Origin of the sequence: Paenibacillus sp. FSL k6-2145 (genome assembly GCF_037976585.1) — a bacterium.
GTDB lineage: Bacteria > Bacillota > Bacilli > Paenibacillales > Paenibacillaceae > Paenibacillus.
Map to the genome: position 1 here is coordinate 3,704,790 of NZ_CP150267.1, position 19,641 is coordinate 3,724,430.

The window sequence follows — 19,641 nt, forward strand, 5'->3', positions numbered from 1 at the left end:
ATATTAGGGATCTGAAGAGCCGTGTGCCAAAGACAAAAACGCTTGAAAAATAAAATTTAAAAAAAGTATTGCAAGTTCAAATTGTCCTGTGGTATACTCATTCTTGTCGCCAAGAAAGACAAACTTGTTATTAAGGCCCGTTGGTCAAGGGGTTAAGACACCTCCCTTTCACGGAGGTAACAGGGGTTCGAATCCCCTACGGGTCATATCTTCACCACCTCATGAGATCTACATTTTCGATGAGTAATCCTCAAAGTCATTGCTCTTATAGACAAGAATGAAGCATGGCACATCCGGTGAAGTTTACAGCAAGAGCCATTAGCTCAGTTGGTAGAGCACCTGACTTTTAATCAGGGTGTCGAAGGTTCGAGCCCTTCATGGCTCACCATTTTTACAATTGAATATGCGGTCGTGGTGGAATGGCAGACACGCTATCTTGAGGGGGTAGTGGGTGTATACCCGTGGAGGTTCGAGTCCTCTCGACCGCATCAAAGCAACAATAAAAGATAGACTTCTATGATCATTCATGGGAGTCTATCTTTGTGTTATACGATATGCATCATCCTGTTCTAGGCATATAAAGGCTGAGCATTCAGGAATAATGTGGTATAATTCAAGCAGATGAGTTGATTATTACGGTTGGAAGGCGGTTCTTGTATGCAGTCGATCTATGAGCGAATTGAACACCTGATTGCCGAACGAGGAATGACCAAAAAGGCTTTCTGCCAACAGCTGAAGATTAGCACAGGCAATCTGGGTGATTGGAAACGTGGCAAGTCTATTCCGAGTACGAATAAATTAATTGAGATTGCTTCGTTTTTTGATGTGAGCCTCGACTGGCTCATGATTGGACGTCCATCGAAGGAAGCGATGGTTCGGGAAAAACGGGAGGATTATTTTTTTGACGTTTTGCGGCAATTGAATTGCCAAGAAAGTGAATTATCGACTGTGGAACAGTCTTTTATCAGCGAATATATTGAGTTCACCCGTTACCGCAAATCCAAGGAAAGCAAGGATGCAGGCGACTATCGCTACAAACCTGAGAACAAATCAGAGAACGATTCTGAGGAAAACGAAGCGTAAGTGATATGAGCAGCAATCATAGACTGAATGTTCAAAAACCTCTGGACTAATCCGAACACACTCGGAGACAGTTCAGAGGTTTTTTTGTATTAACCATGCATGCTTCATGCCCTTATTTACGAAAGACAAGAATTTCTTTGCCCAGCAGATGGGGGCGGAGTGTGTTCCAGATCTGAAGACACTGCTCCTGAAGCTCCCAAGCTGCCATGCCAAGGAGTCGAACGCCGATGCCTCCGGTTGCCAGCAAACTTGCACCTGCGAGCATTCGTCCATCTGGTGGCAGCGCGGATCTGACTTGCTCCAACTCCGCAGTACCAAGCCCCGGTGCGATCATCCACAACGCAGCGGTATGGGTATAGTGAAGGAGAGATGCGGAGTGTTTGGGATCATCGGTATCCGGTTCGAGTCCGAATCGATCCCAGACAGCCAGTTGCTCACCTTGCCATATCTCCGTCAAGCTGCGGTAACGCTCGAATTGGAAAGCTTCTCCCCGATGAATCCGTCCGGCAGACCAGATATCTGCATAGGCCAGGATTGCCCTTTCTTCCAGCTCAAAGGTTACAGCGAGCGAAGAAGAACTTCCTTTGAAGGGAATGACGCATTCAGGAAAGTATTCCAGCGTGGCTCCCTTTCCCAACCGAAAGTGATGATTAACGGATGAAGGAATGGAAGGTGTGGGATGGAGTCTGGTAGCAGATGTGCTGCTCAACATGACATGGGTGCCTTCACCTAATTCCCACTCGGAATGATAATGATCCCCGTTAAGGACTCCGGGCGAGACGTCGGACGTGTACACACATAATTCGGTTCCGCCTCCGGGAGGTCGAAAGGATCGGCTAAACCGGAGTGGTGCGCTGTAATAACGATCGGTCATGACAGTGCGGTCGCCTTGAAAGGCAAAGGAGGCCCGAAGCTCGCTGCGACGTGTGACGGGCGCACCTGCACTTTCTTTCCCATTTAGCTCTGTCCCCGTGGGGGCAGAAGATGAATTAATGCGAGTGAGTGCCATGTTCATGGCTGTGTGAATGCAGATGTGCAGCGGAAGCATCGTCATCCATATATTGATGTTCGAGCCAGTGGACAATCTCGGATACACCTTCACCGCTCATTAGATTAGACATGACATAAGGGCGGCCTTCGCGTACCCGCTCGGTATCATTTTTCATAACTTCCAGGCTTGCTCCAACGTAAGGGGCGAGGTCGGTTTTGTTGATTAACAGCAGATCTGAACGTGTGATGCCGGGACCGCCTTTGCGAGGAAGTTTTTCTCCTTGAGCAACGTCGATAATGTAGATGAATACATCAGCCAGTTCCGGACTGAATGCAGCAGAGAGATTGTCGCCGCCGCTCTCGATGAAGATCAGTTGCAGATCCGGGAAACGTTCAATCAACTCGTCAACTGCTTCGAAATTCATTGAGGCATCCTCACGAATAGCCGTGTGCGGGCATCCGCCTGTCTCTACGCCGATAATGCGCTCTGGTGCCAGTGCATTCTGACGCAGCAAGATTTCGGCATCTTCCTTGGTATAAATGTCATTGGTGATGACAGCAAGGCTATAACGTGTACGCAGTGCCTTGGACAGCTTCTCCACAAGGGCTGTTTTACCTGAACCTACCGGTCCGCCAATTCCAATTCGCATCGGACGACTCCGATCAAATGCCTTACGTTCCCACTCCGGATGATGCGTATGATTAGCTCCTCCACACATAACAATTCCTCCTAAGTTAGATAAAAGTTGTAGTTAAGACATAAACAGCCGCGCGGGTAAGGTCTCATGCCGCATGGCGTAGATTTCCTGGGCGATTCCGAAGCTGTGCATATCTTCGGGGTCATTTCCCCGAATGAGAGCCCATTCCGCTTCGATATCATCAAGCAGTTTCTGAATCAACATCTGCGCTTCGGTTTGTCCGATGGGCAGCAGGCGAAGTGCGCTGTTCACATAAGCGTTCACTGAGGTATACAGATGCCCGGTAACGGCTTCATCCAATTCAATCTCCAATTGATAGTTGATATAACCGTGAATGGTCGTGATGCCGTAATACGCGCCGTATTCCCGTATGGCCTCATCAATTAGGGAAAAGTCCATCCATGGATAGAGTGAACGGGCCAGCTTGAGCAGTCGTTTTCCCATTTTGTGGCCGCTTTCCCTGAGTTCCCGAGGGGAGCGCTGGGCGTGGACACGTTTGTCATACAGGGCAAGTAGAGCGGCATCTTGCTGTTTTATCGCCTGATAGACGCCTTTGATGGCAAGACCATCTAGTCGTACAAGACTGGAATGAAGCTGGCTGCGAATAAACTGTTCAAGCTGCGCGGTATTTTGCACGGTGCCATCATGCGTGTAAGCTTCCAAACCGAAGGAATGGGAGAAACCACCGATGGGCAGGGCTGAATCCAGCAGCTGAACATAACGGAGTAGCTTTGTGCCACTATTCATCATGAGCGCCCCCTTATCAGCTAATCCGTATTCCTATCAAAACATAAAGTACCGCTGTGCCATAGGCAACTCGTCTGCGGGTTCGCAGGTGAGAAGCTCGCCGTCGGCGCGTACCTCGTAGGTTTCGGGATCGACTTCAATGACAGGGGTGACGTCGTTATGAATCATGTCTTTTTTACTGACCGAGCGACAGCCCTTGACGGGTTCAACCCGTTTCTTCAGGCCCAATGACTCTTTGATCCCTGCTTCTGCTGCGGCTTGGGAGACAAAGGTGATCGATCCGCTGGCAATGGCGCTACCATAAGCTCCGAACATGGGTCTGCCAAATACGGGCTGAGGTGTCGGGATGGACGCATTGGGATCGCCCATCTGGGCAAATGTAATCATGCCACCCTTGATGACAATCTCGGGTTTAACTCCGAAGTAAGCTGGTTTCCATATGATTAGATCGGCCAGCTTTCCAACTTCCACCGAACCGACGAGATGACCGATTCCGTGTGCGATAGCTGGATTGATGGTGTACTTGGCGACATATCGCTTGATCCGATCGTTATCGGAGGGGGAATTCGGGTTGAGCTCAAGTTTACCACGCTGTTTTTTCATTTTGTCGGCTGTCTGCCAGGTGCGGATAATGACTTCGCCCACTCGGCCCATGGCTTGAGAATCGGAACTAATGATGCTGAACACGCCAAGATCATGCAAAATGTCTTCGGCTGCGATGGTTTCGGGACGAATCCGCGAATCGGCGAAAGCCACATCTTCCGGGATGGAAGGGTCCAGGTGATGACACACCATCAACATATCGAGATGCTCTTCTACAGTGTTGCGTGTGTACGGTCGTGTTGGGTTGGTTGATGAGGGGATAACGTAGGACTCCCCAGCGGCCCGGATGATATCCGGTGCGTGTCCGCCACCAGCGCCTTCCGTATGGTACGTGTGGATCGTCCGGCCGTTGATCGCAGCCAGGGTATTTTCGAGAAATCCGGTTTCGTTCAATGTATCGGTATGGATAGCGACTTGAACATCATGTTCCCCGGCGGCAGTCAGGCAGGCATCGATAGCGCTCGGGGTAGTGCCCCAATCTTCATGCAGCTTCAGGCCGATTACACCCGCTTCAATCTGTTCGATTAAAGGTGCGGTACTGGAACTGTTGCCTTTGCCAAGGTAACCGATGTTCATGGGAAAAGCCTCTGCCGATTCTAACATCCGGTGGATGTGCCAGGCTCCTGGTGTGCAGGTGGTGGCTTTGGTTCCTGTTGCGGGTCCTGTTCCGCCGCCGATCATGGTCGTGACCCCGGAGGATAATGCAGTCTGAATCTGCTGTGGGCAGATGAAATGAATATGGGTATCAATGCCGCCAGCAGTTACAATCATGCCTTCACCGGCGATGATTTCGGTGGAAGCACCGATGACCAGGGCGGGATGAACACCATCCATTGTATCCGGGTTACCGGATTTGCCAATGGCGCAGATGTGACCATCCCGAATGCCGATATCAGCTTTTACAATGCCCCAATGATCGATAATGATAGCGTTGGTGATAACAGTATCAGGAGTTCCGTCACTTCGCAGAGCAGTAGTAGACTGGCCCATCCCGTCGCGGATAACCTTGCCGCCCCCGAACTTGCTCTCATCTCCGTATACGGCATAATCATGTTCAATCTCTGCCCATAGTTCGGTATCTGCAAGTCTTACGGCATCGCCGGTTGTCGGTCCAAACATGGACGCGTACTGTTCACGGCTCATTCGTTTCATGAAGATTCACCCCCATCTTGTATGGGAGGGGAGAACGTCTTCAGGAATGCCTCCAGTTTCAGTGGATCAGGAGCTTGATCCGCAGAGCCTTCGGTTAATCCGTTGAACCCGTGAATCTGGCGTTTGCCGCCAAAGGTTGTGAGTTCAACAGGTTTCTCTTCACCAGGTTCGAAGCGAACTGCGGTGCCTGCCGGAATATGCAGGCGATGTCCAAAAGCTGACGTGCGATCAAAGTCCAGTGCTGCATTAACTTCATAGAAGTGAACGTGAGAGCCGACCTGGACGGGGCGGTCGCCGCGGTTAAGGACAATGAGTCGTAGGGTTAAACGATCCGGATGACAGATGATGTCGTCATCTGGCTTCAAACGGTATTCACCAGGAATCATGGTTTCTCCTGCCTTTCTCAGCGTATAGGTTCATGTACGGTAACCAGTTTTGTACCGTCAGGAAATGTGGCTTCTACCTGTACTTCAGGAATCATATCGGGAACACCATCCATACAGTCTTCACGTGTCAGGATGGTGCCTCCGTATCTCATTAATTCGGCAACACTCATTCCATCCCGTGCTCGTTCCATCAGTTCGGAGGTCAACAAGGCGATGGCTTCGGGAACATTCAACTTAAGTCCGCGTGCTCTTCGTTCACGGGCGAGGTTAGCGGCCACGGTAATCAGGAGTTTTTCCTTTTCCTGCTCAGTCCAGTGCAAGGCAATCCGACCTTTCGCTTATAATGTCTGATATGTTCATGGATCATGTTATATGTTAAATATACTCACACAGGGTGAATCCTTTGTCAATAAGCTTCAAAGCTTATTAGCAGTATGCATGAAACGAGTAGGCATGAAATAAAATTATGTAAGCTATATTGACATGAAGAGTGTAACCCTCCATAATTTGGATCAACGAACATTTCGGACGCAAATGACCTTAATGTTCGTCAATAGACTAAAAAAAGGGAGTGTAGGCTATTGAAGAAGAGGTCGGTCAAGTTATGGAGTATTTTGCTGGGTGCGGTCATTGTGATGACAGGATGTGTGGAGGGCGCTGCGCCGCCTGAAGCTTCGGGTTCAGGTGGTACAGGAGAGCCGGCTGCATCCGGTGATACGATTAAAGTTGGCATTCTTCACTCTCTCAGCGGAACGATGGCGATCAGTGAGGTATCTGTTAAAGATGCCGAGATGCTTGCTATTGAAGAGATCAACGCCGCGGGCGGAGTTTTGGGTAAACAGATCGAGCCTGTAGTTGAGGATGGCGCTTCGGATTGGCCTACTTTTGCGGAGAAGGCTGGGAAGTTACTGCAACAGGATAAGGTAGCTGCTGTATTTGGTGGATGGACCTCTGCAAGTCGGAAGGCTATGCTCCCAGTGTTTGAACAGAACAAAGGTTTATTGTTTTACCCGGTGCAATATGAGGGATTGGAATCGTCGCCAAATATTTTTTATACAGGAGCAACAACGAATCAGCAGATCGTTCCATCTGTAACTTGGTTACTGGAGAACAGGGGCAAGACGTTTTATCTGCTCGGTTCAGATTATGTATTCCCAAAAACGGCCAATCAGGTCATTAAGGCACAACTCGCAGCAGAAGGCGGCGAAGTAGTGGGTGAGGAGTACACACCGCTGGGCCATACCGATTATAGTACCATCATTAGCAAAATCAAAGCTGCGAAGCCGGATATTGTATACAATACGCTGAACGGAGATAGCAATGTGGCCTTCTTCAAACAATTGAAGGATGCCGGAATCTCCTCGGATCAGATGACAACCCTCTCGGTGAGTGTGGCGGAGGAAGAAATCCGTGGCATCGGCGCAGATGTATTGAAGGGACATCTGGCTTCGTGGAATTATTATCAGACAACGGATACACCTGAGAATGCAACATTTGTTGCCAAGTATAAAGAAAAATACGGTGCTGATCGAGTGACAGCTGATCCGATTGAAGCGGGATATGTGGCGGTTTATCTCTGGAAGGCGGCGGTGGAAAAAGCAGGATCAACCGACGTAGAGAAGGTGAAGGCAGCTGCCAAGGGTCTAGAGTTTGATGCCCCGGAAGGTAAGGTAACCGTGGATGGAGAGAATCAGCATATCTACAAAACCGTACGGATCGGTGAGGTGCAGGAAGATGGGCAGTTCAAGGAATTGTGGAATTCTGGTGAGCCTGTCAAGCCGGACCCTTATCTGAAAACGTATGAATGGGGAGCTTCCCTCAGCGCTAAATAACATAGAAACCTCGCAATAAAACAGGTAACTCGCTTCAAAGCAGCCGAAACATAAACGAGGGTGTGACAACACATCCTCTCACCGTATCACGGTAAAGCGTTACTGTGGTGTGGGGAATGTTGTTGCCGCTAATTGAAGTCATGTTGAAATATCGAGAGTCACGGTATGGAGGAGGGGATAGCGATGGATATGTTTATCCTGCAGATGTTCAACGGTCTGAGTATCAGTTCAATTCTGTTGTTGATTGCATTGGGGCTTGCAGTAACGTTTGGCCTGATGAATGTCATCAATATGGCTCACGGTGAACTGATCATGATCGGTGCATATGCAACGTATGTAACACAAAATCTGTTCATGTCCTATGCTCCAGCGGCGTGGTTTGGTGCCTACTTTGTTGTGGCTCTACCGATTGCGTTCATTGTAGCTGCTCTGATTGGCTGGTTGCTTGAAGTGGTGTTGATCAGGCATCTATATGGCAGGCCGCTGGACAGTCTGCTTGCGACATGGGGTGTAGGCATGATGCTGCAACAACTGGCCCGTACAATATTCGGAGCACCAAATGTGGGAGTATCCAGTCCGGCTTGGCTCAATGGGGGATTGGCGATCTCGGATGGTATTGTATTTCCGTATAAACGAATTTTCATTATCGCACTGGTTGCGGTTGTGCTGTTGTGCATGTATCTCTATATCTATCGAACATCTTCCGGAAGACGAATGAGGGCTGTAATGCAAAATCGGAGCATGGCGGGGTGTCTTGGGATTTCGACCAGGCGGGTAGATGGCATGACCTTTGCGATTGGTTCGGGCATTGCCGGAATTGCTGGCTGTGCATTAACGCTCATTGGTCCGATTGGTCCTTCACTTGGTACGTATTATATTGTGGATGCGTTCATGGTCGTTGTTCTGGGTGGGGTAGGGAAATTGGTTGGAACCGTGTGCGGTGCACTGGGGATTGGTATGTTCAACACGCTGTTCGAAACCTATACCTCGGCCTCCATTGGCAAGGTGCTTGTGTTTGTATGTATCGTTGCTTTCCTGCAATGGAAACCACGCGGTTTGGTCGCGATGCGCACACGGAGTCTCGATTAACGTGAAGAAGGGGGTTAGTTCATGTCGGCATTACTCAAGACTGGCAGTCTGAAAATGAGGATTATCTGGGCGGTTGTACTCATCATGATGTGTCTTGCTCCACTAATCTCCACGGAGTTTCGTCTGAGTCTGTTAGCCAAGTTTTTGGCGCTGGCGATCCTGGCCATTGGTCTCGATCTGATCTGGGGTTATGGCGGTGTGTTGAGTCTTGGGCATGGGGTGTTCTTTGGTCTGGGTGGATACGCGATGGCGATGTATCTGAAGCTTCAGGCCAGTGGAGCAACACTTCCTGACTTCATGGGATGGAGTGGTCTCAGTGGTCTGCCATGGTTCTGGGAGCCGTTTCGTTCTTTCCCGGTGGCGCTGTTATTGGGGATAGCCCTTCCGGCATTGCTCGCCTTTGCCCTGGGGTGGTTTACGTTCCGTAACCGGATCACCGGTGTATATTTTACCATCCTGACTCAAGCCTTGGTTCTTATTACGGTAACACTCTTTGTTGGTAAACAGGAATGGACGGGTGGGACAAATGGCATTACCGGATATAATTCGATCTTTGGTTTCACACTTCATTCCGCAGGAACAACAATTGTTCTCTACTATATAACGCTTGCTGTTCTGGTGATCGCGTATGTGCTCTGTCGTCGAATGGTGAACAGTCGGTTTGGTCAAGTGCTAGAAGCTGCGCGTGATGGAGAGAATCGGGTGCGATTCCTCGGATATGATCCGGCAGGATATAAAACGCTGGCTTTTGCTTTTTCCGGTGCGCTTGCAGGCATCGCGGGCATGTTGTTTGTTCTTCAGGTGGGTATTATCTCGCCATCGATGATGGGGATTGTGCCTTCCATTGAGATGGTCCTGTGGGTTGCATTGGGTGGTCGCGGTACGCTTATTGGAGCGGTCATCGGAGCGGTGGTGCTGAATGCAGCCAAAACAGGCATAAGTGAGGCTTATCCCGAAGGGTGGCTGTTCGTCATTGGTGGGCTCTTTGTAACGGTAGTTTTGTTCATGCCAAACGGTATTGTAGGTGTATATCGTCATGTCGTTCGCTTGCTGAAGCGGAGAGGAGAGAGTGCGCATGTCCAAGTCACTCGGGAAAAACCTAAAGTCTACTGAGGAATCAGCGGTGTTAGTAGCCGAGGGCATTACGGTGGCCTTTGGTGGGTTCGTTGCTGTCAAAGGCATGAATCTGAAGCTGCATGAACATGACCTGCATTTTCTGATTGGACCGAATGGTGCGGGGAAAACCACGATGCTGGATGTGATATGTGGCAAAACCAAACCGATGTCCGGCTCGGTAAAGATGGCGGATGGTACGGAATTAACAAGACTGAAGGAGCACCAGATTGTTCGCAAAGGGGTGGGACGCAAATTCCAGGCGCCATCGATCTTCGCGGGTCTGACGGTACAGGAGAATCTGACGCTGGCGGCGGAGACTCGCCGTTCTCCTCTACAGGCCATCGGTATTCGTCGATATGGAAAAATGAGTGCTGCCATGGAGCATGTTACTCTCCAGATTGCTCTGCAAGACCGCATTAACGCCCGTGCAGGAGCATTATCCCACGGGGAGAAGCAGTGGCTGGAGATCGGTATGTTGCTCTTGCAGGAGCCTCGTGTGTTGTTGCTGGACGAACCAGCGGCGGGCATGACGGATGAAGAGACACACAAGACCGGACGACTTCTGCAAGAAATTGCGCGTGAACGCTCGGTTGTGGTGGTGGAGCATGATATGGAGTTTGTGCGAGAGTTTGCAGCCAAGGTGACCGTGATGCATGAAGGCAAATTGTTGAAGGAAGGTACGATGGCGGAAGTGCAGGCGGATCCGAAAGTGGCAGAAGTGTATCTGGGCAAAAGGAGGGATGACCATGCTGTCGCTGCAACGAATTGAATCCGGCTACGGGGAAAGCAATGTGCTTCGGGGTGTAAGCCTGGACGTACAGCCTGGGCAGGTGGTGTGTCTGATGGGCCGTAACGGTGTAGGTAAAACGACGTTGATGAAAACATTGATGGGGCTGCTCAAAACACGCAAGGGCAATATTCAGTGGCAAAATCAGGAGTTATCCACGTTGGATACAGCCAAGCGTGCAAGGGCGGGGATTGGTTATGTACCGCAGGGGCGGGAAATTTTCCCGCAGCTTACGGTGAAAGAAAACTTATTGCTTGGTCTGGAGACAAGTGCGCCGGGAGTAAAAACGTTCCCGGAAGATGTGCTGGCGATGTTTCCAGTACTTGCGACGATGTATGGACGGCAGGGCGGGGATCTGAGTGGTGGACAGCAGCAACAGTTGGCATTCGCCCGGGCATTGGCTTCGCGTCCGGGGTTGTTGCTCCTTGATGAGCCGACAGAAGGCATCCAGCCTTCTATCGTGGAGGACATTCGGCAGGTTATTTTGCAGCTCAAGGCAAAGGGGAACCTCTCGGTTCTGCTGGTAGAGCAGAGTATCGATTTTGTACGAAGTGCCGCAGATTACATCTATATCATGGACAAAGGAACCATAACCCTGCATGGGACACCGCAAGAACTGGATATGTCGCAGTTTGAACATCATCTCTCCGTATAGTTGTAGTTAGTCGGCGAGTGGAGGAAGGTTTCAGGAACGCTCCAATGTGCGCACTTCAGACAATGCCTTCTTCAATTGGTGTTCTGTCTTTCTCTGTTCGGTAATATCCATGTGTGCAATCAAAGCGAGATCGGTATCCTGAATTGAATTTGCATAAGATAGAGGGGTGAGTTCTACACGAAACCACCTCTTTTCGTTGTATACAGTATACACGCAGATGTCATATGTATGATTTCGATTAAAGGGTATTCCGCGTTCTTTCAAATTCTGTGCGACAAGTGCCATGTTAGCGTTCTTGCCTCGTTTTGCCCAGGCTTCCGTCAGATGCAGGTAATGTCTATGATTACTGTGTGTATCCGGGGATGGTGAGCATTGACCGAGTCCCTGTTGCCAGGCACGGTTACAACTTTGGATAATCCAATTGTGATCAACGATGATGAGCTGGTGACGTATGGACTGGAACGACAGCCTCTCCAGATCGGATGTAACATGTCTCATGGATGGGACCCTCCTTTGGCAGAAATCTTATCTCAGTTCATCTGGAATATCCAAAATATCAGCGACCAGGTGCCTGAATCGGGTTGCTTTGCGTGTGCCGTGAATAAGATTGGATAAACGATAGGGTGGGATGCCATGCTGTTCACAAAAGGTCTTCTGGTCCACTTGAAGTTCGGTTAGCCGTCGTTTGATGGCCCATCCGAACGGAGTAACTGGTTTTTTCTTGTTCAAAAGGGTTCACCCCTGGTTAGAATGTAGTATTCAGCCGCCCTTTCTTCATGTAAAATATATAGAAATGCGAGCTGTATGTTTCATTATATACGTAAATTCGTCATCTAACAATTAAAAAAGACGGAAAAAAGTGTATTTTGTGATGATAAATGGCGTAAATACGTAAATAAAACAAATAAAATGACAAAAAACACGTCGGCAAGGAGGTTGCCGCGTGTTTTTTAGTTTGTCTGAATAAAGGGGAGCAGGTATGAGGAGGAAGAGGATTAGGCCCTGTAGGCATGAAGTCCAGCTCCAAGCATATGGAAACTGGGGAAAAATGATTTCATGGACATCGAGGTTGGCTGTGCCAGTCCATCCGCAGCCGAGGCGCTGACGGTCTTCCATTCATTCTCCAGATCTGTGGCCAGGCGGACCATCAGATCCTTGGTTGTATCGTTGTTCAGGGGAATGACTTTGGAGGCTTCGGTTATGCAGGCATTCATGGCTGAATGCAGGTAACCAAGGACCGCCTCCTCGACCGGGATGTCGAGGTGGTGGTTAATCCAGGCGTGAACAGTGGAGAGGCAGCCAACCGAATCGTATTTGGCAAAGATCTGTTCGAGCTGGCTGAATTCAATCCAGGGGTGCAGAGCGCGTGCAAGTCTGATCAATCGTTTACCCATGGCGGCAGCTTGTTCTCTGAGATCTCCAGGGGTTCGCTGAACATGGACGAGCTTGTCGATTAGAGCTATCCGCCATGTATCCTTGTGATCTGCTGCGGTATAGATGCCTTTGATGGCCATACCTTCTAGACGAACGATGCTCGGATGCAACTGACAACGCATGAATGATTCGAGATCTTCAGCATTACGAATGGTACCCTCCCTGATATGGATATCCATGCCGAAGGAATGGGTGAACCCTCCAACCTGAATAGAGGAATCAAGCAGTTTGACATAATCGAGCAGCTTATTCCCACGGTTCACAATCATTCGCCTCCTGTGTTCGTTAAATGTCACTTAAAGTGACATTTATATTCCTTTTTGTTTGCATTATGTTTAAAAATCCGAATTATATGATAGTTATCATCCCATAAATGTCCGCCTTTTGTCAATAGTATCAGTTGAATTTAATGGATTAAATCTGTGATTCAAATATTTGTGTTATTTTATATAACATATAAGGTTAAATATCTGCGAAGTGCAGGGAGGACTAGATATAAATGAATCAATAAGATCAGCTCAATCCGGAAAGGAGGGGATCAAATCTAATGTATGCAGTTCATGGGTAAAGATGACGAGATTATGCGATTTTTGATGAAAATGCCTAGCTGAAAAAGAAGTATTAAAAAATACTTTACTTTTGGTTCTGAACCCGGTATAATCAATTCTGTTGCCGATTATTTACGACATGCGGTCGTGGTGGAATGGCAGACACGCTATCTTGAGGGGGTAGTGGGCGTATGCCCGTGGAGGTTCGAGTCCTCTCGACCGCATCATATGAACGATTAAAAAGAAGCTTTCCATTAATGGAAGGCTTCTTTTTTTGTCTTTTTGAACAGTTTGACATCAAAGTTGATAAAAAAGGCCATCCATTACCGGGGCAATGCTGCTCTACCTTCCGGCTACGGGTGGCCAATGTATTATTTTTGCAGCAAGTTCTTGATATCTTCTTCAATCTTGTCCGGTGTTGTTTTGGGAGCATAACGTTTAATTACCTGTCCGTTCTGATCCACAAGGAATTTGGTGAAATTCCATTTGATTGCTTTGGAGCCGAGCAGGCCAGGAGCTTCTGTGCTAAGGTGCTGGAAGAGAGGGTGAGCGCTTGAGCCGTTCACATCAATTTTCTCAAACATAGGGAAGCTCACGCCATAATTCATCTGACAGAACTCGGCGATATCGTCGGAAGATCCTTTTTCCTGGGCAAACTGGTTGCTTGGAAAACCAAGGACTTCAAATGGCGCATCCTTGAACTTGTCTTGCAATTCTTGCAGACCTTTGAATTGAGGTGTAAGGCCGCATGAGCTTGCCGTATTCACAATCAGTAACACTTTGTCACGGTAGTCGGACATTTCAACTTCTTGACCGCGAAGGGTATTCACTTTGTAATCGTAGACTGTCATCTAAATCGCCTCCATGATATCATCTGATACCTCTTATTATATTGGTTACAATTAAATAATGCAAAACTAATATGGTGTTAAATGAATCAAAAGAGGCAAGTTGTGCAGAATGCGTGAATGAAATGCGTAGTGATTTTCGTCAGAGTGAGAATTAGATAGATTTAAAGAGATGGATAGAGTATGACCTTGTTGTAAGCGCTATTATATGTGAGTATTGCCGAAAATCTGTCGATTCGGTGATCTGTGCGGACTTTACACCGACATGGCGCGGGTGTATGATTCATAACGTAATTTCAATTTAAACTAAATTGTACCTGAAAAACGAAACAAACGATAATATCGCTCGATCTTATTTTAAGATATACGAACGATGTTTTAATCGCTGAGTTTCCATTCATTGATGAGTGGGAAACGGGGGAACCAACAGAATGCGCTGTCCAGGACAGTAGGCATTCATGGGGTGAATTTTCCGGTGACAGCCGGAAATAGGGCGACTCTCGCGCCCGAATCCGTCAGCTAACCTCGTAAGCGTTAAAGGGAGAGGCAACAAGCCGTACGCTGGTTCATGGCGTTTTCGCCATGGGTTCTTTAAGAAGCGTTCGGGAGGCCTTGGTCCCCCACGCTTCTTTTTTGTTGTCTTTTCACGCCAAGGGAGGAACGAATGATGGATACTGAGATGATCTTAGTGACTGCTCCAAATGAAGCAGGACGCAAATTTATTAAATTGCTGATGTACAAAAAAATGCCGTTTGCCGTTCTAACCAACAGTGCAGGGGAAGAGCGCAGACTCCGTAGAATCGGAGTAGAACATGTCATTCGCATGAATACGGCTGCAGCTCAAAAATGGTTTTTGCCGCAGGGCAGCGTAGGCAACGTGTTTATTTTCGAGAACAGCCTGAATCTGACCTGTCGTTATTTACAGATCTGCCGTTCATGGACATCGAAATCCCTGTGCGTCATTACAGAGCAGAGTCATCCTAAGGGCATCTATCGGGGCATGGGCGCAGACCGGATTGTATATTCGCTCAATGGGGAAGTTGGCTTTCTCCTCAATGGGTAATGCCATAGCTTGTGATTGCTCAGGTGTAAGGTGCCTGTTATAATTGAATGTATCGATAAACGGAAATTTGAGGAGACTCATGCATGATGGTGAGTCTTCTTTTTTATGGTTTTAAAGGTAGTTCAAGACTTTTTGACACGAACTTTTAGATTTGGATCAGGAATCACCTGTGGCTTACAAGGAGGAATTGGCGTGCCGGATGTAGGTGGATTGAAATGGTTGTTTTTTGATGTTGGAGATACGCTGGTGGATGAATGGGAGCCGGTTGATGATATTATCGGACAGTTCGTCCGTGAAGCCTGTGCTTTGGGATATCCGGTAAAGATTGAGGCGGTACGCGAACTGTTCGCGAACTGTTACCGAAAATATGAGCAATGGCCTATGAGAGTGGCGATTCGCACATTCGTTGAAGACGAGGGACACCAGAAACAGATTCAGGACAAGTTGAAGTTTCAAAAAGATCTTGAACGTCCTTTTCCTTCAGCGGATTCCGTTCTTCAGCAGTTGTCACGGTATTATCGTATTGGCATTATTGCCAATCAGAGTCCTGGAACGGAAGAAAGACTGGAGAGCTACGGCTTGCGGAAGTATGTTGATGTTCTGGCGTGTTCGGCTGAAGAAGGAGTGTCCAAGCCAGACCCTGAGTTATACGCTGTGGCCTTGAAGCAGGCCGGTTGTGAACCGGAGGAAGCCGTCATGATCGGCGATCGGATCGATAACGACATTATACCTGCTCGGAAGCTGGGCATGCGTACAATTCGGATTATGCAGGGTTACGGAAGATTCCAGCCAGACCGATCGGATGACGAACGTGCGGATTGGACTGTTAATTCATTGGATGAACTCCTGCCATTACTGGTGCCCAATCAGGATTAGATAATTGTTTATTAGAGTTTAGCGTTTTATTATAAAAGGAAACATGTTGCTGTATTGCAACAATAAAGGCTGATCAACTTGGGTATAGAATACCGCAGTTGATCAGCCTTTTTAGTATTTAGTCGATAAGAACGAGATTAGAATAACCGAATCGTCTGAATGATCAGATATACATTCAGCACAACGATAATCGCGGCAATGACCCATGAGATGATTTTGAGCCACAATTTGTTGGCGAATGCACCCATGCTTTTTTTATCACTCGTGAACATCACCAGGGGAATTACAGCAAAGGGTAATTGAAGAGACAGCACGACCTGGCTCAAAATGAGCAGTTCTTCTGTGCCATGTTCTCCTGCAATGGCTGTGACAATTACCGCCGGGATGATGGCGATCAGACGTGTGACCAGTCTGCGCAGCCAAGCCGGAATTCGAATGTTCAGGAAACCTTCCATAACGATCTGCCCAGCGAGTGTACCTGTAAGGGTGGAGTTCTGACCTGATGCTAACAGCGCCACACCGAACAGAATACTTGCAACCGTAGTACCCAATAGAGGTGTCAGCAGATGGTACGCATCTGCGATCTCGGCAACCTGTGTCATACCAGCACTGTGGAATACAGCAGCAGATACAATCAGGATGGCTGCATTGATGAACAGGGCCAGTGTCAGCGCGATTGTAGAATCCATGGTCGAGTACCGAATGGCTTCTTTTTTGCCCTGTGGTGTCTGTTCGATCTGACGGGTCTGCACAATGGAAGAATGCAGATACAGATTATGCGGCATCACGGTTGCTCCGATAATACCAATGGCAATATAGAGCATGGCCGGGTTTTGCAGAATCTCGACATTTGGCACAAAACCGTGGAGCACACCGCCCATATCCGGTTTCGCCAGAAACAGGTCAATACCGAAGCAGAGGGCAATGGTTGCCATGAGCACAATGACGAGAGTTTCCAAAGCGCGGAAGCCTTTGTTTTGCAGCACAAGAATCAGGAGTACATCAACTGCGGTGATGATAACGCCGTATAACATGGGGATGTTAAATAACAGCTTTAATGCGATGGCAGAACCTATGACCTCAGCCAGATCGGTAGCTGCAATGGCAAGCTCACACAGAATCCATAACATCATGACAACAGGCATGCTGAATCGTTCACGACAGGCTTGAGCCAGATCCCGTCCAGTGACGATGCCAAGCTTGCCAGCCAGCGACTGAAGGACAACGGCCATCAGGTTCGATAACAGGATAACGGATAACAAAGTATACCCGAACTGCGAGCCGCCTGCGATATCTGTTGCCCAGTTCCCGGGGTCCATGTAACCTACGGCAACAAGGTATCCTGGGCCTACAAAGGCGAGGAATTTCTTCCACCATGCAGCATTCTGCGGAACTTTCATTGAACTATGTGCTTCTCCAAGTGAAGGGGCCATGCCCGCAGTAGACAATGATTCTCTTGAAGGAGCGTTGAACGGATTTTTTTTACTCATACGATAATCACCTGACTTTGAATTATTGATTTTGAGATATTGATGCGGGATAACCCGCTCATGATATATCTAAATTTTTATGTTTATTGTTACATTGTACTCCTTCAATTGTTTTTGTCTAGTGCAACTTTTATGTATCAGCACAAAATTTCGGTTGCAGCTTTCAGATGCCCCTTCGTATATTACCCAAACATAGGGAAAATACAGCCATCGCATTGAAATGCATGAAAATAATAAAGTTGTAAAAGCTGATAAAGATACAAAATTGCGTTTCAAAATGAGCCAGAAGTTTAAATTGAAAGGAAGGCAGTAAAAACTATATGGATAAGGGAGAGATTCTTAATGGAAGCTTTATATACAGCAGTAGCGACAGTTAAAGGTGGACGTACAGGTTCCGTGACTTCTTCGGATGGCGTACTCAAGCATGATCTGAAAATGCCAAAAGAGCTTGGTGGATCCGGTGGTGAAGGTACTAACCCTGAGCAGCTTTTTGCCGCTGGATATGGAGCATGTTATGAAAGTGCCCTTGCCAATGTAGCACGCAAAGCAGGTGTGAAATTGGAGGATGTGGTCGTTACAAGTAACGTATCCATTGGTAAAGACCCTGCGGATGACGGTTTCCAGCTGTCTGTTCGTCTGGACGTTAGCATGCCTGGTGTAGATCATAGTCAAGCAGAGGAATTGGCCCGCAAGGCGCATGATTTCTGTCCATATTCGAAAGCAACACGCGGCAACATTGATGTTGTTTTAAACGTAGTCTAAGATTTGACTCCCGGCAAGTAAAGGGAACATATAGAGCAGGGTATCGTCCCATATACCTGATGTTCGACTACAAAGCCCTGCTGGCAATCGGCAGGGTTTTGTGTTGATTATAATATATGGACATGATGCAGGAGATTAGATGCCAGATCGCGTACTATTTTACATAATTGCACTCCCACTTCATGCTACACATTCCATAAAGGGGGAACGAAGATGAGTATTGAAGAGATGATCGAGCGGCGATTTGTGTGTACGAAATGCAGGGGCACGGATTGTAACATTAAGGAAGTCTCCATGTCAGGAGCAGGCCTGAGCAAGATGTTTGATATACAGCATAATCACTACCTGTTCGTGGCTTGTGCTTCCTGCGGGTATGTTGAAGTATTTGATCCGGATGTCTTGAAAGGGAAAAAACAGGGGCAGGTAGGGACTATTCTGGATATTCTGTTTGGCGGGTAGACATGCGCGAGTTGACATTGAACTGAATTTTCTTTAATATAACTTAGTACTGAGTAGTGTCATTGCATGAACCAAATTTGAATTAAACAGGTGATATCCATGTCTTATAGACCGCGTATTGCAGATTTAGAATTAGCTTATGGTAACAAGGAAGACGGATTGTACGAATTTAAAATGAATTTGGTAGACGGTACAAAATGCCGTGTATTCTACTCCCGTTCCCCGGAATGGAAGATGACCAATATCAGTCGTTTGCAGAAAACGCCTTGTCCAGTATGTCGCAAAGATTTCATTTGCAAATGTATGGACCAGTGGGCAAGTGACCTGCATCAACAGATGATCGATGACCAATGGATGGAAAAGGCAGTTACGGAGTAATTGTCGGACAGATACGAGCGCGGGCACAATGCCTGCGCTCTTTTTCTTTATATTTCCAATAAATGCGTGTTCAAAAAGAGCGGTTTTCAGTCTTTTTGAACTACCTCTAGAAATAAATTTAGAATTAGTCAACAAGAAGGCCCAGATTGGGTAAGTTACTCTAACCGCAACAATAGGAGGCAGCCAATATGACAGCAAATCAAACAGATGTGCATCAGGGACATCCGATCGTACTGGTGGATGGTGTCTGTCACTTCTGCCAGGGCTTAACCAAATGGATTATCAAGCGTGACCCGGAAGGGAAATATCATTTTGCTTCGCTCCAATCAGATGTAGCCAAGGAACTGCTGGAGAAGGGCAATCTGTCGACAGACAGTATGGACACCTTTGTTCTGATTGAAAATGGAAAATACTATACACGTTCAACCGCCGCGCTGCGATTGGCGAAAGGTCTGAAGTTTCCTTATCCGTTGTTATATGTGTTCATTATTGTACCGAAATTTATTCGTAATGCAGTCTATAACTTGGTTGCTCGCAACCGTTATCGCTGGTTTGGCAAGGATGAAGCGTGCATGTTGCCTACCCCAGAGATCAAAGATCGATTTTTGTGAGTGTGATTAATAACGGAAATAATTGGGTAATGAC

General features: G+C 47.7%; 23 protein-coding genes, 4 tRNA genes and 1 riboswitch. Of the genes, 16 read left to right on the top strand and 11 right to left on the bottom strand.

Annotation, left to right across the window (positions count from 1 at the left end):
* Positions 1-134: 134 nt before the first annotated feature.
* From NZ043_RS16240 to NZ043_RS16255, 4 genes are all read left to right on the top strand, one after another.
* Positions 135-206, top strand: a tRNA-Glu gene (locus NZ043_RS16240).
* A 106-nt stretch (positions 207-312) separates the two neighbouring features.
* Positions 313-388, top strand: a tRNA-Lys gene (locus tag NZ043_RS16245).
* Positions 389-405: 17 nt separating this feature from the next.
* Positions 406-488 (top strand) — tRNA-Leu (locus tag NZ043_RS16250).
* A gap of 169 nt (positions 489-657) precedes the next feature.
* Positions 658-1,083: a helix-turn-helix transcriptional regulator gene (locus NZ043_RS16255; protein WP_036610863.1), complete on the top strand. Its 426-nt coding sequence runs from the start codon at positions 658-660 to the stop codon at positions 1,081-1,083.
* A 112-nt stretch (positions 1,084-1,195) separates the two neighbouring features.
* Here the strand turns inward: NZ043_RS16255 and NZ043_RS16260 are convergent, their stop codons facing one another.
* Genes NZ043_RS16260 through NZ043_RS16285 form a run of 6 tightly spaced genes read right to left on the bottom strand, consistent with a single transcriptional unit; the run spans position 1,196 to position 5,979 of the window.
* On the bottom strand, positions 1,196-2,167 hold the full coding sequence (locus NZ043_RS16260; RefSeq protein ID WP_339308886.1) for an urease accessory protein UreD: 972 nt from the start codon (positions 2,165-2,167) through the stop codon (positions 1,196-1,198).
* On the bottom strand, positions 2,073-2,792 hold the full coding sequence (gene ureG / locus NZ043_RS16265; protein WP_017690021.1) for an urease accessory protein UreG: 720 nt from the start codon (positions 2,790-2,792) through the stop codon (positions 2,073-2,075). Before ureG ends, NZ043_RS16260 begins: the two co-directional genes overlap by 95 nt.
* 33 nt (positions 2,793-2,825) lie before the next feature.
* Positions 2,826-3,521 (bottom strand): urease accessory UreF family protein, encoded by a 696-nt coding sequence (locus NZ043_RS16270; RefSeq protein ID WP_339308888.1) that lies wholly within the window; start codon positions 3,519-3,521, stop codon positions 2,826-2,828.
* Positions 3,522-3,554: 33 nt separating this feature from the next.
* On the bottom strand, positions 3,555-5,273 hold the full coding sequence (ureC, locus tag NZ043_RS16275; protein WP_036610857.1) for an urease subunit alpha: 1,719 nt from the start codon (positions 5,271-5,273) through the stop codon (positions 3,555-3,557).
* Entirely contained in the window at positions 5,270-5,659 is a 390-nt protein-coding gene (locus tag NZ043_RS16280) for an urease subunit beta (RefSeq protein WP_076209471.1), read from the bottom strand. Before NZ043_RS16280 ends, ureC begins: the two co-directional genes overlap by 4 nt.
* A 17-nt stretch (positions 5,660-5,676) precedes the next feature.
* The gene (locus NZ043_RS16285) at positions 5,677-5,979 is read right to left on the bottom strand and encodes an urease subunit gamma (RefSeq protein ID WP_076209470.1); all 303 of its coding nucleotides are present in this window, start codon (positions 5,977-5,979) and stop codon (positions 5,677-5,679) included.
* 261 nt (positions 5,980-6,240) lie between these two features.
* On the opposite strand from NZ043_RS16285, the gene urtA reads away from it, so the two are divergent.
* From urtA to urtE, 5 genes are all read left to right on the top strand, one after another.
* Entirely contained in the window at positions 6,241-7,491 is a 1,251-nt protein-coding gene (urtA, locus tag NZ043_RS16290) for an urea ABC transporter substrate-binding protein (RefSeq protein ID WP_169480114.1), read from the top strand.
* Positions 7,492-7,674: 183 nt separating this feature from the next.
* A complete protein-coding gene (urtB, locus tag NZ043_RS16295) occupies positions 7,675-8,580 on the top strand; it encodes an urea ABC transporter permease subunit UrtB (RefSeq protein ID WP_036610830.1) in 906 nt (301 codons plus the stop codon).
* Between the two features lie 21 nt (positions 8,581-8,601).
* Positions 8,602-9,693: an urea ABC transporter permease subunit UrtC gene (gene urtC / locus NZ043_RS16300; RefSeq protein WP_091033633.1), complete on the top strand. Its 1,092-nt coding sequence runs from the start codon at positions 8,602-8,604 to the stop codon at positions 9,691-9,693.
* Positions 9,656-10,465: an urea ABC transporter ATP-binding protein UrtD gene (urtD, locus tag NZ043_RS16305; protein WP_339308891.1), complete on the top strand. Its 810-nt coding sequence runs from the start codon at positions 9,656-9,658 to the stop codon at positions 10,463-10,465. Before urtC ends, urtD begins: the two co-directional genes overlap by 38 nt.
* The gene (urtE, locus tag NZ043_RS16310) at positions 10,443-11,138 is read left to right on the top strand and encodes an urea ABC transporter ATP-binding subunit UrtE (RefSeq protein ID WP_062833124.1); all 696 of its coding nucleotides are present in this window, start codon (positions 10,443-10,445) and stop codon (positions 11,136-11,138) included. The genes urtD and urtE overlap by 23 nt, the downstream gene beginning before the upstream one ends.
* A 30-nt stretch (positions 11,139-11,168) precedes the next feature.
* Here urtE and NZ043_RS16315 read toward each other — a convergent pair whose 3' ends face one another.
* The 3 genes from NZ043_RS16315 to NZ043_RS16325 all read right to left on the bottom strand — a co-directional run bounded on the left by NZ043_RS16315 (position 11,169) and on the right by NZ043_RS16325 (position 12,835).
* The gene (locus NZ043_RS16315) at positions 11,169-11,636 is read right to left on the bottom strand and encodes a hypothetical protein (protein WP_339308892.1); all 468 of its coding nucleotides are present in this window, start codon (positions 11,634-11,636) and stop codon (positions 11,169-11,171) included.
* A gap of 27 nt (positions 11,637-11,663) precedes the next feature.
* The gene (locus NZ043_RS16320) at positions 11,664-11,867 is read right to left on the bottom strand and encodes a hypothetical protein (protein WP_017690011.1); all 204 of its coding nucleotides are present in this window, start codon (positions 11,865-11,867) and stop codon (positions 11,664-11,666) included.
* Between the two features lie 266 nt (positions 11,868-12,133).
* Positions 12,134-12,835: an urease accessory UreF family protein gene (locus NZ043_RS16325; protein ID WP_162158974.1), complete on the bottom strand. Its 702-nt coding sequence runs from the start codon at positions 12,833-12,835 to the stop codon at positions 12,134-12,136.
* 426 nt (positions 12,836-13,261) lie between these two features.
* On the opposite strand from NZ043_RS16325, the gene NZ043_RS16330 reads away from it, so the two are divergent.
* Positions 13,262-13,344, top strand: a tRNA-Leu gene (locus tag NZ043_RS16330).
* Between the two features lie 147 nt (positions 13,345-13,491).
* Here the strand turns inward: NZ043_RS16330 and NZ043_RS16335 are convergent.
* Positions 13,492-13,971: a glutathione peroxidase gene (locus NZ043_RS16335; RefSeq protein ID WP_091033621.1), complete on the bottom strand. Its 480-nt coding sequence runs from the start codon at positions 13,969-13,971 to the stop codon at positions 13,492-13,494.
* Positions 13,972-14,341: 370 nt separating this feature from the next.
* Positions 14,342-14,517: riboswitch (cyclic di-AMP (ydaO/yuaA leader) on the top strand.
* Positions 14,518-14,632: 115 nt separating this feature from the next.
* On the opposite strand from NZ043_RS16335, the gene NZ043_RS16340 reads away from it, so the two are divergent.
* Both NZ043_RS16340 and NZ043_RS16345 read left to right on the top strand, forming a co-directional pair.
* Entirely contained in the window at positions 14,633-15,031 is a 399-nt protein-coding gene (locus tag NZ043_RS16340; RefSeq protein WP_235193755.1) for a hypothetical protein, read from the top strand.
* A gap of 192 nt (positions 15,032-15,223) precedes the next feature.
* Complete coding sequence (locus NZ043_RS16345) at positions 15,224-15,907, top strand: HAD family hydrolase (RefSeq protein ID WP_165980370.1); 684 nt, start codon at positions 15,224-15,226, stop codon at positions 15,905-15,907.
* A gap of 137 nt (positions 15,908-16,044) precedes the next feature.
* On the opposite strand, the gene NZ043_RS16350 is transcribed toward NZ043_RS16345, so the two are convergent.
* Positions 16,045-17,340 carry an Nramp family divalent metal transporter gene (locus tag NZ043_RS16350; protein ID WP_036669231.1) on the bottom strand — a complete coding sequence of 432 codons (1,296 nt, stop codon included), beginning with the start codon at positions 17,338-17,340 and terminating at the stop codon, positions 16,045-16,047.
* 399 nt (positions 17,341-17,739) lie between these two features.
* Here NZ043_RS16350 and NZ043_RS16355 point away from each other — a divergent pair, with 399 nt between their 5' ends.
* From NZ043_RS16355 to NZ043_RS16370, 4 genes are all read left to right on the top strand, one after another.
* Positions 17,740-18,159: an organic hydroperoxide resistance protein gene (locus tag NZ043_RS16355; RefSeq protein ID WP_036610819.1), complete on the top strand. Its 420-nt coding sequence runs from the start codon at positions 17,740-17,742 to the stop codon at positions 18,157-18,159.
* 213 nt (positions 18,160-18,372) lie between these two features.
* Complete coding sequence (locus tag NZ043_RS16360; protein WP_036610816.1) at positions 18,373-18,618, top strand: zinc ribbon domain-containing protein; 246 nt, start codon at positions 18,373-18,375, stop codon at positions 18,616-18,618.
* Between the two features lie 99 nt (positions 18,619-18,717).
* A complete protein-coding gene (locus NZ043_RS16365) occupies positions 18,718-18,996 on the top strand; it encodes a hypothetical protein (RefSeq protein ID WP_017690003.1) in 279 nt (92 codons plus the stop codon).
* Between the two features lie 188 nt (positions 18,997-19,184).
* Positions 19,185-19,607, top strand: coding sequence for a thiol-disulfide oxidoreductase DCC family protein (locus NZ043_RS16370; protein ID WP_091033612.1), 423 nt, complete (start codon positions 19,185-19,187; stop codon positions 19,605-19,607).
* Positions 19,608-19,641: the final 34 nt, after the last annotated feature.

Coding starts and splice junctions, on each gene's coding strand:
- NZ043_RS16255 (WP_036610863.1), top strand. CDS start 658: ATGCAGTCGATCTATGAGCGAATTGAACACCTGATTGCCGAACGAGGA.
- ureG (WP_017690021.1), bottom strand. CDS start 2,792: ATGTGTGGAGGAGCTAATCATACGCATCATCCGGAGTGGGAACGTAAG.
- NZ043_RS16270 (WP_339308888.1), bottom strand. CDS start 3,521: ATGATGAATAGTGGCACAAAGCTACTCCGTTATGTTCAGCTGCTGGAT.
- ureC (WP_036610857.1), bottom strand. CDS start 5,273: ATGAAACGAATGAGCCGTGAACAGTACGCGTCCATGTTTGGACCGACA.
- NZ043_RS16280 (WP_076209471.1), bottom strand. CDS start 5,659: ATGATTCCTGGTGAATACCGTTTGAAGCCAGATGACGACATCATCTGT.
- urtB (WP_036610830.1), top strand. CDS start 7,675: ATGGATATGTTTATCCTGCAGATGTTCAACGGTCTGAGTATCAGTTCA.
- urtC (WP_091033633.1), top strand. CDS start 8,602: ATGTCGGCATTACTCAAGACTGGCAGTCTGAAAATGAGGATTATCTGG.
- urtD (WP_339308891.1), top strand. CDS start 9,656: ATGTCCAAGTCACTCGGGAAAAACCTAAAGTCTACTGAGGAATCAGCG.
- urtE (WP_062833124.1), top strand. CDS start 10,443: ATGCTGTCGCTGCAACGAATTGAATCCGGCTACGGGGAAAGCAATGTG.
- NZ043_RS16315 (WP_339308892.1), bottom strand. CDS start 11,636: ATGAGACATGTTACATCCGATCTGGAGAGGCTGTCGTTCCAGTCCATA.
- NZ043_RS16335 (WP_091033621.1), bottom strand. CDS start 13,971: ATGACAGTCTACGATTACAAAGTGAATACCCTTCGCGGTCAAGAAGTT.
- NZ043_RS16340 (WP_235193755.1), top strand. CDS start 14,633: ATGATGGATACTGAGATGATCTTAGTGACTGCTCCAAATGAAGCAGGA.
- NZ043_RS16350 (WP_036669231.1), bottom strand. CDS start 17,340: ATGGCCCCTTCACTTGGAGAAGCACATAGTTCAATGAAAGTTCCGCAG.
- NZ043_RS16355 (WP_036610819.1), top strand. CDS start 17,740: ATGGAAGCTTTATATACAGCAGTAGCGACAGTTAAAGGTGGACGTACA.
- NZ043_RS16360 (WP_036610816.1), top strand. CDS start 18,373: ATGAGTATTGAAGAGATGATCGAGCGGCGATTTGTGTGTACGAAATGC.
- NZ043_RS16365 (WP_017690003.1), top strand. CDS start 18,718: ATGTCTTATAGACCGCGTATTGCAGATTTAGAATTAGCTTATGGTAAC.
- NZ043_RS16370 (WP_091033612.1), top strand. CDS start 19,185: ATGACAGCAAATCAAACAGATGTGCATCAGGGACATCCGATCGTACTG.